The organism is Achromobacter sp. ACM01 (genome assembly GCF_014851745.1).
Classification (GTDB): Bacteria; Pseudomonadota; Gammaproteobacteria; order Burkholderiales; family Burkholderiaceae_B; genus Achromobacter; species Achromobacter aegrifaciens.
This window is the reverse complement of the sequence record NZ_JACVAF010000002.1, coordinates 700,880-716,554: the sequence shown is the minus strand read 5'-3', so window position 1 is coordinate 716,554 and position 15,675 is coordinate 700,880. Positions and strand designations below refer to the sequence as shown.

The 15,675-nt window shown below is 67.9% G+C and carries 13 protein-coding genes; 11 read left to right on the top strand and 2 right to left on the bottom strand.

Features of this window, described 5'->3' with window-relative positions:
- Window positions 1-33 precede the first annotated feature (33 nt).
- The 9 genes from IB268_RS11750 to IB268_RS11710 all read left to right on the top strand — a co-directional run bounded on the left by IB268_RS11750 (window position 34) and on the right by IB268_RS11710 (window position 10,129).
- Window positions 34-1,029 (top strand): DctP family TRAP transporter solute-binding subunit, encoded by a 996-nt coding sequence (locus tag IB268_RS11750; RefSeq protein ID WP_054454487.1) that lies wholly within the window; start codon window positions 34-36, stop codon window positions 1,027-1,029.
- Window positions 1,029-1,508 (top strand): TRAP transporter small permease, encoded by a 480-nt coding sequence (locus tag IB268_RS11745; protein ID WP_054454489.1) that lies wholly within the window; start codon window positions 1,029-1,031, stop codon window positions 1,506-1,508. The genes IB268_RS11750 and IB268_RS11745 overlap by 1 nt, the downstream gene beginning before the upstream one ends.
- A gap of 4 nt (window positions 1,509-1,512) precedes the next feature.
- On the top strand, window positions 1,513-2,796 hold the full coding sequence (locus IB268_RS11740; protein ID WP_054454491.1) for a TRAP transporter large permease: 1,284 nt from the start codon (window positions 1,513-1,515) through the stop codon (window positions 2,794-2,796).
- The gene (locus tag IB268_RS11735; RefSeq protein WP_054454493.1) at window positions 2,793-3,722 is read left to right on the top strand and encodes a CoA ester lyase; all 930 of its coding nucleotides are present in this window, start codon (window positions 2,793-2,795) and stop codon (window positions 3,720-3,722) included. The genes IB268_RS11740 and IB268_RS11735 overlap by 4 nt, the downstream gene beginning before the upstream one ends.
- Window positions 3,719-5,431: a thiamine pyrophosphate-binding protein gene (locus IB268_RS11730; protein WP_175213349.1), complete on the top strand. Its 1,713-nt coding sequence runs from the start codon at window positions 3,719-3,721 to the stop codon at window positions 5,429-5,431. Before IB268_RS11735 ends, IB268_RS11730 begins: the two co-directional genes overlap by 4 nt.
- 17 nt (window positions 5,432-5,448) lie before the next feature.
- The gene (locus IB268_RS11725) at window positions 5,449-6,696 is read left to right on the top strand and encodes a Zn-dependent hydrolase (RefSeq protein ID WP_175213348.1); all 1,248 of its coding nucleotides are present in this window, start codon (window positions 5,449-5,451) and stop codon (window positions 6,694-6,696) included.
- Window positions 6,693-8,189: an aldehyde dehydrogenase gene (locus IB268_RS11720; RefSeq protein ID WP_175162806.1), complete on the top strand. Its 1,497-nt coding sequence runs from the start codon at window positions 6,693-6,695 to the stop codon at window positions 8,187-8,189. Before IB268_RS11725 ends, IB268_RS11720 begins: the two co-directional genes overlap by 4 nt.
- A 187-nt stretch (window positions 8,190-8,376) precedes the next feature.
- Window positions 8,377-9,369 (top strand): tripartite tricarboxylate transporter substrate binding protein, encoded by a 993-nt coding sequence (locus tag IB268_RS11715; protein WP_119451503.1) that lies wholly within the window; start codon window positions 8,377-8,379, stop codon window positions 9,367-9,369.
- Window positions 9,370-9,385: 16 nt separating this feature from the next.
- Entirely contained in the window at window positions 9,386-10,129 is a 744-nt protein-coding gene (locus IB268_RS11710) for a class II aldolase/adducin family protein (RefSeq protein WP_192354275.1), read from the top strand.
- Here the strand turns inward: IB268_RS11710 and IB268_RS11705 are convergent.
- The gene (locus IB268_RS11705) at window positions 10,117-11,823 is read right to left on the bottom strand and encodes a thiamine pyrophosphate-dependent enzyme (RefSeq protein ID WP_192354274.1); all 1,707 of its coding nucleotides are present in this window, start codon (window positions 11,821-11,823) and stop codon (window positions 10,117-10,119) included. The two genes, IB268_RS11710 and IB268_RS11705, sit on opposite strands and share 13 nt — an antisense overlap.
- 161 nt (window positions 11,824-11,984) lie before the next feature.
- Between IB268_RS11705 and IB268_RS11700 the strand changes: the two genes are divergently transcribed.
- Window positions 11,985-12,944, top strand: coding sequence for a LysR family transcriptional regulator (locus IB268_RS11700; RefSeq protein ID WP_054454505.1), 960 nt, complete (start codon window positions 11,985-11,987; stop codon window positions 12,942-12,944).
- Window positions 12,945-13,472: 528 nt separating this feature from the next.
- Here IB268_RS11700 and IB268_RS11695 read toward each other — a convergent pair.
- Entirely contained in the window at window positions 13,473-14,450 is a 978-nt protein-coding gene (locus IB268_RS11695; protein ID WP_192354273.1) for a tripartite tricarboxylate transporter substrate binding protein, read from the bottom strand.
- A 303-nt stretch (window positions 14,451-14,753) separates the two neighbouring features.
- Between IB268_RS11695 and kdgD the strand changes: the two genes are divergently transcribed.
- A complete protein-coding gene (gene kdgD, locus IB268_RS11690; protein WP_054454508.1) occupies window positions 14,754-15,668 on the top strand; it encodes a 5-dehydro-4-deoxyglucarate dehydratase in 915 nt (304 codons plus the stop codon).
- The last annotated feature ends 7 nt before the right edge of the window (window positions 15,669-15,675 follow it).

Sequence of the window (15,675 nt, the reverse complement as noted above, 5' to 3'; positions counted from 1 at the left end):
CCTACCCATCCCCCCTGCTCCCGGAGTTCCGCCATGACCACCGCTCCTCAAAAGAAACCGGCCCTGCTGGCCGCCGCCCTGCTCGCCCTCGCCGGCCTCGCGCCGTTGTCGGCCCACGCCCTGGATATCAAGCTCGGCCACGTGCTGGCGCCCAGCCACAGCTGGAACAAGGCCGCCGAAGGCTTTGCCGCCGAGGTCAAGGAAAAGACCGCCGGCCGCGTCAATTTCGTGCTGTTCCCCAGCGGCCAGCTGGGCAATGAAAAGACCATGCTCGAAGGCCTGCAGATCGGCAGCCAGGGCGCGGCCATCATCGGCTCGGGCTCGCTGCAGCCCATCGAACCCAAGTTCGGCGTGGTCGAGCTGCCCTACACCTGGTCGACCTCGCAACAGGCCTACAAGGCCTTCGACGGCGAACTGGGCGAGGCGTTGGCCAAGCTGGCCGACAAGAAGAACCTGACCATCATCTCGTGGTGGGAAAACGGCTTTCGCCACGTCACCAACAACCGCGGCGCGGTGGCCAAACCCGCCGACCTGGCCGGCCTGAAGACCCGCGTCACGCCCGACAAGATGCGCCTGGACACCTTTACCGCGCTGGGCGCCAACCCCGCGCCGCTGGCCTTCGGCGAACTGTATTCGGCCCTGCAGCAGAAGGTGTTCGACGCCCAGGAGAACCCGCTGTCCATCATCTACACCTCTTCCTTCTTCGAGGTGCAGAAATACCTGTCGCTGACCGGCCACGTCTGGGGTCCGGCCAACCTGATCATCTCCAAGCCGGTGTGGAACCGCCTCTCAGCCGAGGACAAGAAGATCGTGCAGGCCGCCGCCGACAAGTGGCGCGACGCCCAGCGCCAGATGATCACCGACGGCGACCAGCAATACATCGCCCAGCTGAAGGACAAGGGCATGCAGGTCAACGAGGTCGACAAGGCCGCCTTCGCCGCCGCGGTGGAGCCGGTGTGGAAGACCTACTCGGTCACCTACGGCCCCGAGCTGATGGCGCTGGTGCAGAAGTACCGCGAGGCCAAGTAATGCTCAACCGACTGTCCGCGATCCTGTCGGGCATCAGCAAGGCCTTCGCCGCCCTGGCGGTGGCCTTGCTGGCGATCCTGATCTCCTACGTGGTGTTCGCCCGCTTCGTCACCCACACCACGCCGCACTGGGCCGAGGAACTGCCGCGGCTGGTGCTGGTGTGGTCGGCCTTCATCGGCGGCGTCGTCTGCAGCCATGAGCGTTCGCACCTGATGGCCGGGCTGCTGCCCTTCGTGGTGCGCAATCCCCGGATCCTCAACGCCTTTGAACGCATCAACCAGGCGCTCATCATCGTCGGCCTGGCGGCGCTGGGTTATGCCGGCTGGCAGCTGGCCGAGCTGACCATGGACCAGACCCTGCCCGCGCTGGACGTGTCCGCCGGCACCGTCTACCTGGCGCTGCCTTTCGCCTGCGCCATCACCATCGTGGTGCACCTGGCGCAGCTGTTCTCTTCCGCTCCCGCCGCTGCAAAGGATTAACAAGATGTCTACGGGTGCTCTCTTCCTGATGGGCGTGTTCACGATCACGGTGCTGATCGACATGCCCATCGCTTTCGGCCTGGTGCTGTCCTGCCTGGCCTATCTGGCGGTCTTCGACTCCGCGCCCATGATGGTGGCGGCGCAACAGTATGTGGTGGGGCTGGACAGCTTCACGCTGCTGGCGATTCCGCTGTTCATCCTGGCCGCGCAGCTGATGAACGGCGCCGGCCTGACCCAGCGCATCGTGCGCCTGTGCGCCGCCATCGTCGGCGACATCAAGGGTGGCCTGGCGGTGGTGGCCGTGCTGGCCTGCCTGATGTTCGGCGCGCTGTCCGGTTCCGGCGTGGCCGACGTGGTCGCCATCGGCAGCCTGCTGCTGCCCGCCATGGCCCGCAGCGGCTACGACAAGGGCTTTTCCTGCGCCCTGGTCGGCAGCGCCGGCGCCACTTCCACCATCATCCCGCCCAGCATCGTGCTGATCGTCTACGGCACCATCACCGACACCTCGGTGGGCAAGCTGTTCGTGGCCGGGATCATTCCGGGCATCCTGCTGGGGCTGTCGCTGATCGGCGTGGCCGTCTGGCAGTCGCGCAAGCACAACTGGGCCGGCGGCCAGCCATTCAGCTGGCCGGAACTGCGCGCCGCCGCCATCGACGCGCTGCCTGCCCTGATGGTGCCGGTGCTGATCATCGGCGGCATCCGCTTCGGGATCTTCACCGCTACCGAGGCCGCCTCCAGCGCCATCATCTACGCCTTGCTGATCGGCTTCTTCTGGTATCGCACGCTGAGCCTGAAGTCGCTGTGGGACAACCTGAAGTCCACCGGCGAAAGCAGCGCGTCCATCCTCCTCATCATCGGCGCGTCGGGCCTGTTCGCCTGGGTGCTGGTGGCCGAGCAGGTGCCGCAGGCGCTGTCCACGCTGCTGGTCGAATGGACCGACAGCAAGACCGCCGTGCTGCTGGTGCTGACCGTGGTGCTGCTGCTCCTGGGCACTTTCATGGAAGCGATCCCGGTCATCATCATCGTGGCCCCGGTCGTGATGCCGGTGCTGGCGCACTACAACATCGATCCGGTGCACTTCGGCATCCTGCTGTCGATCAACATGGCCATTGGCGCCAACACGCCGCCCGTCGGGGTCGACCTGATGGCCGCGTGCAAGATCGGCGGCATCAACATGATGCAGACCCTGCGTCCTCTGTCCTGGATGATGCTGGCCATGACCGCGGTCATGCTGCTGCTGACTTTCGTACCTGAACTGGTGCTGTTCCTGCCGAGGCACGTGCAATGACCCCTATCACCCCCTCCCGCCGTCCCCCCTTCCTGCGCCGCAGCTGGATGTTCGTGCCCGGATTCGACCCCAACGCCCAGGCCGACGGCCTGGCCAGCGGCGCCGATGCGCTGGTCGCGGACCTGGAAGAGTTCACCGCCCCGGCGGACCGGCCAGCCGCGCGCCCCATCATCGCCGAACTGTTCGGCCGCTGCCGCGCCCTGGGCGTGGTAGCCGCGGTGCGCATCAACAAGCTTGAAGACGACGGCCTGGCGGACCTGCGCGGCGTGATGCCGGGCGCGCCGGACGCGGTGTTCCTGCCCCACGCCGAAAGCGCGGCGCAGATCGCCGCTCTGGACCAGGCGATCACCGCGCTGGAAGCCGAACTGGGCCTGCCCGCGGGCAGCACCGAGATCGTGCCCACGCTGGAGTCCGCGCTGGGCGTGCACCGCGCCTATGACATCCTGACCGCCAGCCCGCGCGTGTCCGCCTGCCTGCTGGCCGCCGAGGACCTGACCGCCAGCCTGGGCGCCGAGCGCGGCAAGGACGGCATCGAACTGCATCACCTGCGCGCCCGCTTCCTGCTGGATTGCACGGCGGCCGGCTGCCTGCCCATCGACTGCCCCTTCAACTACCGCGACATGCCGGCGCTGGAAGCCGATGTGCGCTGGGCCCGCCGCATGGGCCTGAAGTCCAAGTGCGCCACCGTGGCCGACCAGGTCAAGCTGATCCACGCGGTGTTCACGCCCGCCCCGGACGAAGTCATGGCGGCCCATGATTGCGTCGCCCGCTATGAAGCCCAGCGCGCCGGCCGCCACGACGCCGAGCGCATCGATCCGCCTGTCTACAACACCGCGCGCCGCCTGTTGGCGCGCCATCACCAATTCGAACGATGGGCCGCCGAGCGCCGCGCGCAGGCCGTCCCGCAACAAGGAGACTCCGCATGACGTCAGCAGCAATTCCCGAACGCAATGGCGGTCAGATCCTGATGCAGCAGCTGCGCATCCATGGCGCGCGCCGCGTGTTCATGATCCCCGGCGAAAGCTATCTGCCCTGCATCGACGCGCTGAACGACCACACCGATGCCATCGAGGCCATCGTCTGCCGCCAGGAAAGCGGCGCGGCCTACATGGCCGAAGCCTATGGCAAGCTGACCGGCGAACCCGGCATCTGCTTCGTCACGCGGGGCCCGGGCGCCACCAACGCCAGCATCGGCGTGCATACCGCCTTCCAGGACTCCACCCCGATGATCCTGTTCGTGGGCCAGGTGGGCAACGACTTCATGGAGCGCGAAGCCTTCCAGGAAATCGACTATCGCCGCATGTTCGGCCAGATGGCCAAATGGGTGGCCCAGATCGACCGCACCGACCGCATCCCCGAGTACATCTCGCGCGCCTTCGCAATTGCCACCAGCGGCCGTCCCGGCCCCGTGGTGCTGGCGCTGCCCGAGGACACGCTGTGGGGCCGCGCCCGCGTGGCCGACCTGCCGCGCTACCCGCGCGTGCACAGCCACCCCGGCGCCACCGACCTGGCCCGCATGACCCAATTGCTGGACGCTGCCGAACGTCCCTTCCTGCTGCTGGGCGGCAATGGCTGGCACCAGACCGCCATCGACCAGATCGCCGGCTTCGCCGAACGCTTCGAGCTGCCGGTAGGCACGGCCTGGCGCCGCCTGGAGTGCTTCGACCAGCGCCACCCCAACGCCGCCGGCCACGTCGGCTGGGCCATGACGCCCGAGCTGCGCCAGCGCCTGCACGACGCCGACCTGGTGCTGGCCGTGGGCACGCGCATGGGCGAGGCCACGACCGAAGGGTATACCGTCATCGAAAGCCCGCTGCCGCGCCAGCAACTGATCCACGTGTATCCGGACGCCGCCGAACTGGGCCGCGTGTTCTCGCCCACCCAGGCCATCGTGGCGGACGTGGCCAGCTTCGCCGCCAGCGTGGCGGGCCTGGTCCCCGGCCACAAGACGGCGCGCGGCGAGGCGGTGCGCGCCGCGCACCAGGAACTGGTTGACAGCCTCAAGCCGCTGCCATCGCCCGGGCCGATGAGCCTGGACCAGGCCGCCGCCTACGTCGACGCGCACGTGCCGGCCGACGCCTGCATCACCGTGGGCGCAGGCAACTATGCGCTGTATCCCCACCGCTACCGCCGCTATGCCGGCCCCGGCACCAGCCTCACGCCCACCGTGGGCTCCATGGGCTACGGCCTGCCGGCGGCGATCTCGGCGAAGCTGGAAGACCGCAAGCGCACGGTGGTCTGCTATGCCGGCGACGGCTGCTTCCAGATGAACATGCAGGAACTGGGCGTGGCGCTGCAATACCGCCTGGGCGTGGTGGTGCTGGTGTTCAACAACGGCATCTGGGGCACCATCCGCGCGCACCAGGAACGCGAGTTCCCGGCGCGCACCATCGCCCTGTCCTTCGAGAACCCGGACTTCACGCAGATCATCCGCGGCTACGGCGGCTACGGCGAAGCCGTGGAAGACACCGCCAGCTTCGGTCCCGCATTCGAACGCGCGCTGGCCTTTGCCGAACGCGAGAACATGCCGGCCCTTCTGGAAATCCGCTACGACGCCAATGGCATTTCGCCGGGCGAAACCCTGATGGGCATCCGCGAAGCCGCACTGGCCCGCAATGCCGCCGCCAGCCACTGACACAGAGGAACTCCAACATGACGACGATATCGATCAACGGACAGCGGCTGTGGCAGTCGCTGATGGACCTGGCGCAGATCGGCGCCACGGCCAAGGGCGGCAACTGCCGCCTGGCGCTGACCGCGCTGGATGGCCAGGGCCGCGACCTGGTCACCGGCTGGATGCGCGATGCCGGCATGACGCTGCGCGTGGACCAAGTGGGCAACATCTTCGCCCGCCGCGCCGGCCGCAACAATGACCTGCCGCCGGTCATGACCGGCAGCCATATCGACACCCAGCCCACCGGCGGCAAGTTCGACGGCTGCTATGGCGTGCTGGCGGGCCTGGAGGTCATGCGCAGCCTGAACGACCACGGCGTGGTCACGGAGGCGCCGCTGGAAGTCGCCATCTGGACCAACGAGGAAGGCTCGCGCTTCGTGCCCGTGATGATGGGTTCGGGCGTATTCGCCGGCAAATTCCCGCTGGAAGTGGCGCTGACCGCGACCGACCGCGACGGCAAGTCGGTGGCCGAAGAGCTGGCAGCCATCGGCTATGCCGGCACGGACCCCGTGGGCGGCCGCCCGGTGGGCGCCTATTTCGAGGCCCACATCGAACAAGGCCCGATCCTGGAGCATGAAGAAAAAGTGGTTGGCGTGGTGACCGGGTCGCTCGGCCTGCGCTGGTACGACGTGACCGTGACCGGCATGGAAATGCATGCCGGCCCCACCCCCATGCCGATCCGGCGCGACGCGCTGTACGCCTCCAGCTTCCTGCTGCAGGCGGTGGTCGACATTGCCAACGATAACCAGCCGCATGGCCGCGGCACCGTGGGTGAAATCCACGCGCACCCCGGTTCGCGCAACGTCATCCCGGGCCAGGTGCGTTTCACGGTGGACCTGCGCCACGAGGACGAGGCCACGCTCACCCGCATGGACCAGCGCTGGCACGAAATCTGCGCCGAAATCGCCCAGCGCCACAACGTGGAAGTGGACGTGAAGCACGTGCAGTACTTCCCGCCCACCCCGTTCGACCCGGACCTGGTCGGCAAGGTGCGCGACGGCGCCGCGCGCCGCGGCCTGGCCGCCATGGACATCGTCACCGGCGCGGGCCACGACGCGGTCTACATGGCCGCAGTCACCCCTACCGCCATGATCTTCGTGCCGTGCAAGGACGGCGTCAGCCACAACGAGATCGAGGACGCCAAGCCCGCTGACCTGGAAGCGGGCTGCAACGTGCTGCTCGACGCCATGGTGGCGCGCGCCAACGCCCAGGAGGTCCGCTCATGACCCAGGACGCCGCCTACTGGCGCGCCCGCGCCGCCGCGCTCGCCTTCAATGGCCAGGCCTACATCGACGGCGCCTATTGCGACGCGGCCGATGGCGCCATCTTCCCCGCCACCAGCCCGATAGACGGGCGCAAGCTGGCCGACGTGGCGTCTTGCGGCGCGGCCGACGTGGACCGCGCCGTGCAGGCCGCCCGCCGCGCCTTCGAAGCCGGCGTCTGGAGCGCCTTGGCGCCGCGCCAGCGCAAGCAGCATCTGCTGCGCCTGGCCGCGCTGATCGACGAGCACCGCGAGGAACTCGCGCTGCTGGAAACGCTGGACATGGGCAAGCCCATCCGCGACGCGCTGGCCTTCGACGTACCCGAGACGGCGCGCTGCTACGCCTGGTACGCCGAGGCGATCGACAAGATCTACGACGAGATCGCCCCCACCGGCCCGGACGCGCTGGCCACCATCACGCGCGAAGCGCTGGGCGTGGTCGCGGCGGTGGTGCCGTGGAACTACCCGCTGATGATGGCCGCCTGGAAAGTCGCGCCAGCCTTGGCCGCCGGCAACAGCGTCATCCTCAAACCGGCCGAACAAGCCTCGCTGTCTGCCATCCGGCTGGCGGCGCTGGCCGAGGAAGCAGGCATCCCCGCCGGCGTCTTCAGCGTGGTGCCCGGCCTGGGCGCGCAGGCCGGCCAGGCGCTGGGCCTGCATCCCGATGTGGACTGCATCGCCTTCACCGGGTCGACCGCCACCGGCAAGCGCTTCATGGAGTATTCGGGACAATCGAACCTGAAGCGCGTGTGGCTGGAGTGCGGCGGCAAGTCGCCGCACATCGTGTTCGAGGACTGCCCCGACCTGGACCGCGCCGCTCAGGCTGCGGCCCTGGCCATTTTCTCCAACCAGGGCGAAGTCTGCATCGCGGGCTCGCGCCTGTATGTGCAGGACGGCATCTACGACGCCTTCATGTCCAAGGTCGCGGACTACGCCGCCGCCCTGCAACCGGGCGATCCGCTGGATCCCGCCACCGCCATGGGCGCCATGGTCGACGAACGCCAGATGCGCGGCGTGCTGGCCCGCATCGAAGCGGGCTCGGCCGAAGGCGCGCAGTTGCGCATGGGTGGGCGCCAGGCCCTGGGCGCCACCGGGGGCTACTACATCGAACCGACGATTTTCGATTGCGCCAGCCAGGACAGCAGCCTGGTGCGCGAGGAGATCTTCGGCCCGGTGCTGGCCGCGCAGCGCTTCGCCACCGAGGACGACGCGGTGCGGCTGGCCAACGATTCGATCTACGGCCTGGGCGCTGGGCTCTGGACTGCCAACCTGTCGCGCGCGCACCGTCTCTCGCGCCGCCTGCGCGCGGGCCTGGTGTGGGTCAACTGCTACGCCGACGGCGACATCACCGTGCCTTTCGGCGGGGTCAAACAGTCGGGCTTCGGCCGCGACAAGTCGCTGCACGCGCTGGACAAGTACAGCGACCTGAAGACGACCTGGATCAGCCTGACGGCTTGATCCCCTGGGCGGACGCCCGCGCGGCGTCCGCCATCCTTGCCATTTCGCGTTATCTGCTTGGCCGCCAGCGCCATTGAAGGCGGTGGGCCCTTGTGCGACCTTGAACGGCGACGGGCTGCCCACCGCGGTTCCGTTGCGGGCAGGCGCAGGCGCTCTCCCGCCATCAGAACAATGACTGGAGACTACGATGCGCAATGCGACAAGGCGAGCCGCGCTGGCCGCCATGCTGGCCGCCACAGCCTGGGCCGCAGCCGGGCCGGCTTGGGCGCAAGCCCCCTATCCCTCCAAGCCCGTCACGATCCTGGTCGGATTCCCGCCCGGCACGGCCACCGACACCGTCGCCCGCATGGTCGGCGACCGCCTGGCGCAGCGTCTGGGCCAGCAGTTCATCGTCGAGAACAAGCCTGGCGCGGGCGGCTCCATCGCCGCCGGCCTGGGCGCGCGCGCCAAGCCCGACGGCTATACGCTCATGATCGGCGCGTCCGCGCCGCAAGCCATCAACCCGCATGTCTATCCCAACCTGAACTACGACGCGCGCAAGGATTTCGCGCCCATCGGCCTGCTGACCTGGCTGCCCTACCTGTTCGTCGTCAGCCCCGACAATCCGGCCAACAACCTGCAGGACTTCCTCGCTGCCGTGAAGGCCAAACCGAACCAGTACACCTACGCCACCACCGGCGTCGGCACCACCAGCCATCTGGTGACCTCGGTGCTGCTGGCCAAGGCCGGCGCCAGCATGATCCACGTGCCCTACAAAGGCAGCAGCCAGGCGCAGACCGATATCGTGGGCGGGCGGACCTACGCCACCTTCGACACCATGGTGTCCTCGCTGGCCCTGGTTAAAGCGGGACGCCTGAAGGCGATCGCCGTCAGCACCCCTGAGCGGGTCGCGAGCCTGCCGGAGGTGCCCACCGTCGCCGAACAGGGCTACCCCGGTTTCGACATGGGCGCCTGGCTGGGCCTGATCGCGCCCGCCGGCATCCCGCCCGAGATCCAGCAGAAGCTGGCCGTCGAGGTCAACGCCGTGCTGGCAGACCCCGCCGTGCGCGACAAGCTGGCGGACCTGGGCGCCCAGGTCCGCACCACCGCCACGCCCGCCGAGTTCGGCGCGCTGATGAAATCCGAATACGAATCGTGGGGCAAGGTGGTCCGCGATTTCAACGTCAAGGCCAGCGACTGAACCGGAGACCCGAACCATGCAAAAAGCCATGAGCCCCGCGGAACGCGACACCCGCATTCAACTGGCCGCCTGCTACCGGCTGGTGTCCCACTTTGGCATGAGCGATCTCATCTACAACCACATCACCGCGCGCATACCCGGGCCCGAGGGCCATCTGCTGATCAATCCCTACGGCATGATGTACGACGAAATCACCGCTTCCAGCCTGATCAGGATAGGCCTGGACGGGAACGTGCTGGACAATCCCGGCGAGTACGGCATCAACGCTGCGGGCTACGTGATCCACAGCGCCGTGCACGGCGCGCGCCACGACGTGCAATGCGTCATCCATACCCACACGCGGGCCGGCATGGCGGTATCGGCGCTGCAATGCGGCCTGCTGCCGCTGACCCAGACCGCCATGCGCTTCGCCAAGATTCCCTACCACGACTATGAGAGCGTGGCCATCGACCTGGACGAGCGCGCGCGCCTGGTGGCGGACCTGGGCCAGTCCGAGGCGATGATCCTGCGCAACCACGGCCTGCTAGCCGCCGGCCCGAGCATCGCGCAGGCATTCAACACACTGTATTGGCTGGAGATGGCCTGCAAGGCGCAGGTCGACGCCCTGGCCGCCAACCGCGAACTATGCGTGCCGCCGCCAGAGGTCGTCGAGAAGACCTGGCACCTGTATCAGCCGACAACGCGCCGCCCCTTCGGCGAACTGGAATGGCCGGCCATGGTGCGTCTGATGGACAGGAAGGATCCTGGCTACCGCGATTGAGCCCCTGCCTGGTCTCGCCCCAGAAGGTCGATGCCGGCCGCGCTGTCCGCGCCGTCCGGCAGGATCGCCGCGAGGCTGGTCTTGACCTCCACGAAGTACGGCGCGGCCGAGGCCAGCCCGCGGGCGATGGCCGCGGCCACCTGGTCCGGATGGGTGACATACTCGGTCTGCATGCCGAAGGCGCGCGCCATCATCGCGAAATCGGGACTTGCCAGATTGGTGCCCGCGTAGCGCCCGGGATAGGTGCGCGCCTGATGCAGGCGGATGGAGCCATAGCAATTGTTGTTGGAGACGATGAAGAACACCGGCAGTCCGCGCTCGGCCGCGGCCATCATCTCGTTGCCCGTCATCATGAAGCCGCCGTCGCCAACCAGGCACACCACCTTGCCATGCGGATTGCGCAGCTGCGAGGCAATCGCCGCCGGCGTGCCGTAGCCCATGGCGCCCGATTGCGAGGCCATCAGCCGTTGCGGGTAGACGAAGGGAAAGTGGCGATACACCGGCGCCGCGAAGGTGCCCGCGTCCAGGCAAACCATGAGGTCCGGCGGCGCCTGTTCTGCCAGCGCTCGCACCACCGACACGAAGGGCACGCCATCGTCGGCCTTTGGATCGGGCCAGGCGGCGGAGCGCTCGCGGATCGCGCGCAAGGATTCCGCCCAGTCCTCGCGCCCGCCACGGTCCGCCGCCGGCAGCGCGGCCAGCGCCTGCGCCGTGGCCACCGGATCCGCGATGATGCCCACGTCCGCCGCAAAGTGCTGGTTCACGAAATGCGCGTCGGCATGGCAATGCACCAGCGTCTGCGACGGCCTGGGATAGGCCGGAAACGTGTAGCCCTGGGTGGTGATGTCGCCCAGGCGCGTGCCCAGGGCCAGGATCAGATCGCTGGAATCGAACGCCTCCACCTGCGCGGGCTGCGTCGCCAGGTCCAGGTCGCCGGCGTACAGCGGATGCGTGTTGGGGAACAAGTCATGCTGGCGGAACGATACTGCCACCGGTATGCCGTGCCGCTCCGCCAGCTGCCGCAGCGCCTCGCGGCCGCCCGGCGCGTTGAAGGCGCCCCCGGCAATGATCAGCGGCTTGCAGGCGGCGTCCAGCAAGGCTTGCAGTCGCGCCAGCGCGGCGGGCGCCGGCTGCGCGGGACTGGCCGGCTCGGCCACCCAGTCCGGTTGCGGCACGCAGGCCTGCTGGACGTCTTCCGGCACCACCAGCACCACTGGCCCTGGCGTACCCGAAGCGGCCACGCGCAAAGCCTTGAAAGCGGCCCAGGCCACGTCCTCGGGCGCCGCCACCTCATGCACCCATTTGGCGATCGAACCGAACATCTTCTGGTAATCGATCTCCTGGAAGGCCTCCTTGCGCAGGTCCTTGCGCGGCACTTGCCCGATCAGCAGGATCAGCGGCACGCCGTCCTGCTGCGCGGCATGCACGCCGATGGCCGCATTCGCCGCGCCCGGTCCCCTGGACACCATGGCCACGCCCGGGCGGCCCGTCAACCGGCCATCGGCGCACGCCATGAATGCCGCGCCCCCTTCGTGCCTGCAGGTCACCACGTCGATGCCGGCGAAATCGTGCAAGGCGTCGAGCACGCCCAGATAGCTTTCGCCAGGGACCAGGAAGACCCGGTCGATGCCGTTGCGGGCGAAGACCCCGAGCAAGGCGTGGGAAGACGTGTTCAGTTCGGCAGCAGGTGTCATGGAGGGCAGGAAACCAAGGGCAAGCGCGCAGGCGCGGGTCTGATACGCAGGAATTCTAGGGTGGCTGGCGGCAGGCCATGTAGGCATACTGTGCCTATCAGATATACAAAAAACGCACACAAGGAGGAGCCGCCCGCAAGCGCTGGCGGCGAGACATCGCGATGGACCTGCGCAAGATCGAAAACCTGATCCACGTGGCCGACTCGGGCAGCTTCTCCAAGGCCGCCTCGGTGCTGGGCATCGCGCAATCGGCGCTGGGCCGCCAGGTCAGAAAGCTGGAAGACGAATGCGGCTGCGCCCTGCTCTACCGCAACGGCCGCGGCGTGTCCTTGACCCCGGAAGGCGAGAAACTGCTGGATAGCCTGCGCCCCTTGCTGGCGCAAATGGCGCGGGTGGTGACCGAATTCCATGACGAGCAGAAATCGCCCTCCGGCCAGGTCACGCTGGGCCTGACGCCCACGCTGTCCCACATGGTCGGCATGCCGCTGGTGGCGGCAGTCTGGAAGCGCCATCCGCGCATCCAGCTCAACGTCATCACCGGCTACAGCGGCTATGTGCACGAATGGCTGGCCAACGCCCGCGTCGACATCGCGGTGCTGCACGATGCGCGGCGTTCCCAGCACGTGGTGGTCGATCCCCTGGCCGAGCTGGACTTGGCGCTGGTATCGCCCGCACAGAACCTGTCCCCCGCCGCGCGGGCCTTGCCCTCCATCGACTTCGCTCAGCTGGGCGATCTGCCACTGGCGCTGCCCACGCGCAGCCATGGCCTGCGCCGCACGCTGGAACAGGCGGCAGCGCAGGCTGATGCGCCCCTGAATGTCGTGTTCGAAATGGACGCGCTGGAACTGATGAAGGAAATCGTCTTGAACGGACTGGCCCACACGGTGCTGGCCCTGCCTGCAGTGGTAGGCGAATTGAACAGCGGCCAGCTCGTCGCCCGCAGGATCGTCAATCCTGCCCTGTCCACCCGCCTGATGCTGGCCACCGCATCGAACCGGCCGCTGACGCAGGCGGTGAAGATAGTGCAGGACATCCTGCGTGAATTGCTGCGGGACATGGTTGAGGCGGAGCCTTATCGGTCGTACATGCGGATGGCGGATGCGCGGTCGGCACCGCCATGAGGTTTTGCCGCCTTCCATCCCCCCGCATCACCTCGGCACCGGCAACGGCGGCGCAGGCGTCAGCGGCCCCGTCGGCACGCCGCGCTGCGCGGGCATCGGCGGCAGGCGGGATGGCGCGGGGCTCATCCAGCCGGGCTGCCGGCTCGGTCCACTGGAGGGTGGCGCGGGCGGGCCAGGCGGCCTGCCCGCGGTGGCGCAACCGGTGCCCAGGCAGGGTTCCTGGGTAGCGCCCGGATTGATCAGCCGGGGACATGATGCGCCGACGCAGGCATCGGGTATGACGCGGGCCGAAGGCGGGGGTTGGGGAACCGCGGGTCCGGCGCCTTGCGCGACGGCTGGCCCGCAGGCCGCCGCCAGCAGCGCGGCGGCGCAAAGAATTTTCATGGCTGCAGCCCCTCTGCCCCTGGTCTGCGGCCGCGCGCGATGTTGCCTGCGCAGCCCGGGCCCGCGTCGCGCCGGGGCCTGGACGGACGCGGGATGATTCCAGTGTGCTCCCGCGCCTGAATGCCTGTCCAGGCAGCCCCGCCGTCAATCCAGCCGGATATCCGCGCTTTTCACCACCGACGCCCAGCGCGCGCGTTCGCTGTTGAAGAACTGCGCCAGTTCGGCGGGATTGCGGGTGACGATTTCAGCGCCCTGTTCGTTCAACTGCGCCTTCACGTCCGGCTGGTTGACGATCTGCGCCATCAGTTCCGACAAGCGGATGGCGACGGGATCGGTCGTGGTCACGGGCGCCATCACCCCCTGCCAGGTACCGGACTCGAAGCCCGCCACGCCCTGTTCGGAAATGGTGGGGATGTCAGGCACCAGTTGCATGCGTTCGCGCTTGGAGATCGCGATCGGCCGCAGCTTGCCGGCCTTGATGTGGGGCAACGTGGCCAGCAACCCATTCATGATGACCTGGGTCTGCCCGCCTATGGTGTCCGTCACCGCCTGCGAACCGCCCTTGTAGGGCACATACTCCCATTGCGCGCCCGTCGCCTGCTGCACGGCGACCGCGGCCAGATGCGGCGCGCTGCCGATCGCCGTGACCGCGAAGTTCAGGCGCTGCTTCTTCGACAGGGCCACCAGTTCGGGCACCGTCTTGGCCGGCACGTCGGGATGCACGGCCAGCACGTGCGGCGAATAGGCCAGCATGCCGACCGCGCGCAAGTCCTTGGACGGATCGAAAGACAGCTTGGTGTACACCGACGGGCTGATCGCCAGCGCCCCCACGTCGCACAAGAGCACGGTATGGCCCTCTTGCGCCGCCTGCACCACCAGGCCGGCGCCCAGGTTGCCATTGGCTCCAGGCTTGTTCTCGACCACCACGGTCTGCTTCAGGGCGTCGGCCAGGCGCGGCGCCAGGATGCGCGCGATGATGTCCGACGAGCCGCCGGGCGGGTAAGGCACGATGATGCGGACCGCGCGCGCCGGCCAGTCGCCCGGCTGCGCCCATGCCGGCAACCACGGCGACAGGCATAGCGCCGCAGCGCCGCCCAGGAATTGTCTCTTGCTCGGGTTCATGCAGTCTCCTCTGGAATTATCTTGCGCGCGGACGCCGTCCCCGGCGCACTGCCGCAGCCTTTTGGGAACGGCCGCCGCGCGCACCTGCGCCAGCTTCGTCCGGCTAGACCATAGTCATCGTACAACTATGAAATTATTATTGGAAAGCAAAATATATCCCTATCGGGTATGCACCTATCCCGGCGCCTACGGCAATGAATTTGCCTTGAATGGCGATATTTCATGTTGTACGATGACTTACCACTTAACCAGGCTGCCGGCAGACTTTGCCGTTCGATGGCGCCCCATACGGATCAACGCAACATGACCACCCCGCAGGAACTCAAGCACATCGTTTCGGAAGGCTTGCTGTCTTTCCCCGTCACCGATTTCGACCAAAACGGCGACTTCAACGCCAGGAACTATGCGCAGCGCCTGGAATGGCTGGCGCCCTACGGCGCGACCGCCCTGTTCGCCGCCGGCGGCACGGGCGAGTTCTTTTCGCTGGCGCCAGAGGAATACGCCGACGTCATCCGCACCGCGGTGCAAACCTGCGCGGGCAAGGTTCCCATCCTGGCCGGCGCGGGCGGTCCGACCCGCACTGCCATCGCCTACGCGCAAGAAGCCGAGCGCCTGGGCGCCAAGGGCATACTGCTACTGCCCCACTACCTGACCGAAGCTTCGCAACAGGGCATCGCGGCGCACGTCGAGCAGGTCTGCAAATCCGTGAACATCGGCGTCATCGTCTACAACCGCGCACAGTCGCGCCTGTCGGCCGACAGCCTGGCGCAACTGGCCGAACGCTGCCCCAACCTGGTGGGTTTCAAGGACGGCGTGGGCGATATCGAAGCCATGGTGCGCATCCGCCGCAAGCTGGGCGACCGCTTTTCCTACCTGGGCGGCCTGCCCACGGCCGAGGTCTATGCCGCCGCCTACCGCGCGCTGGGCGTGCCAGTCTATTCGTCGGCCGTGTTCAATTTCGTGCCGCGTATGGCCATGGACTTCTACCGCGCGATCGCCGCGGGCGACCATGACACCACCAACCGCCTGCTGGACGATTTTTTCCTGCCGTACCTCGACATCCGCAACCGCGTGCCGGGATATGCCGTCAGCATCGTCAAGGCCGGCGCCAAATTGGTCGGTCACGATGCGGGTCCCGTACGCGCGCCTCTGACGGACTTGCGGACTGAAGAACTGGAGATGCTGGACGCCTTGATCCGCAAGCTCGGCCCGCAGTAAGAGACGC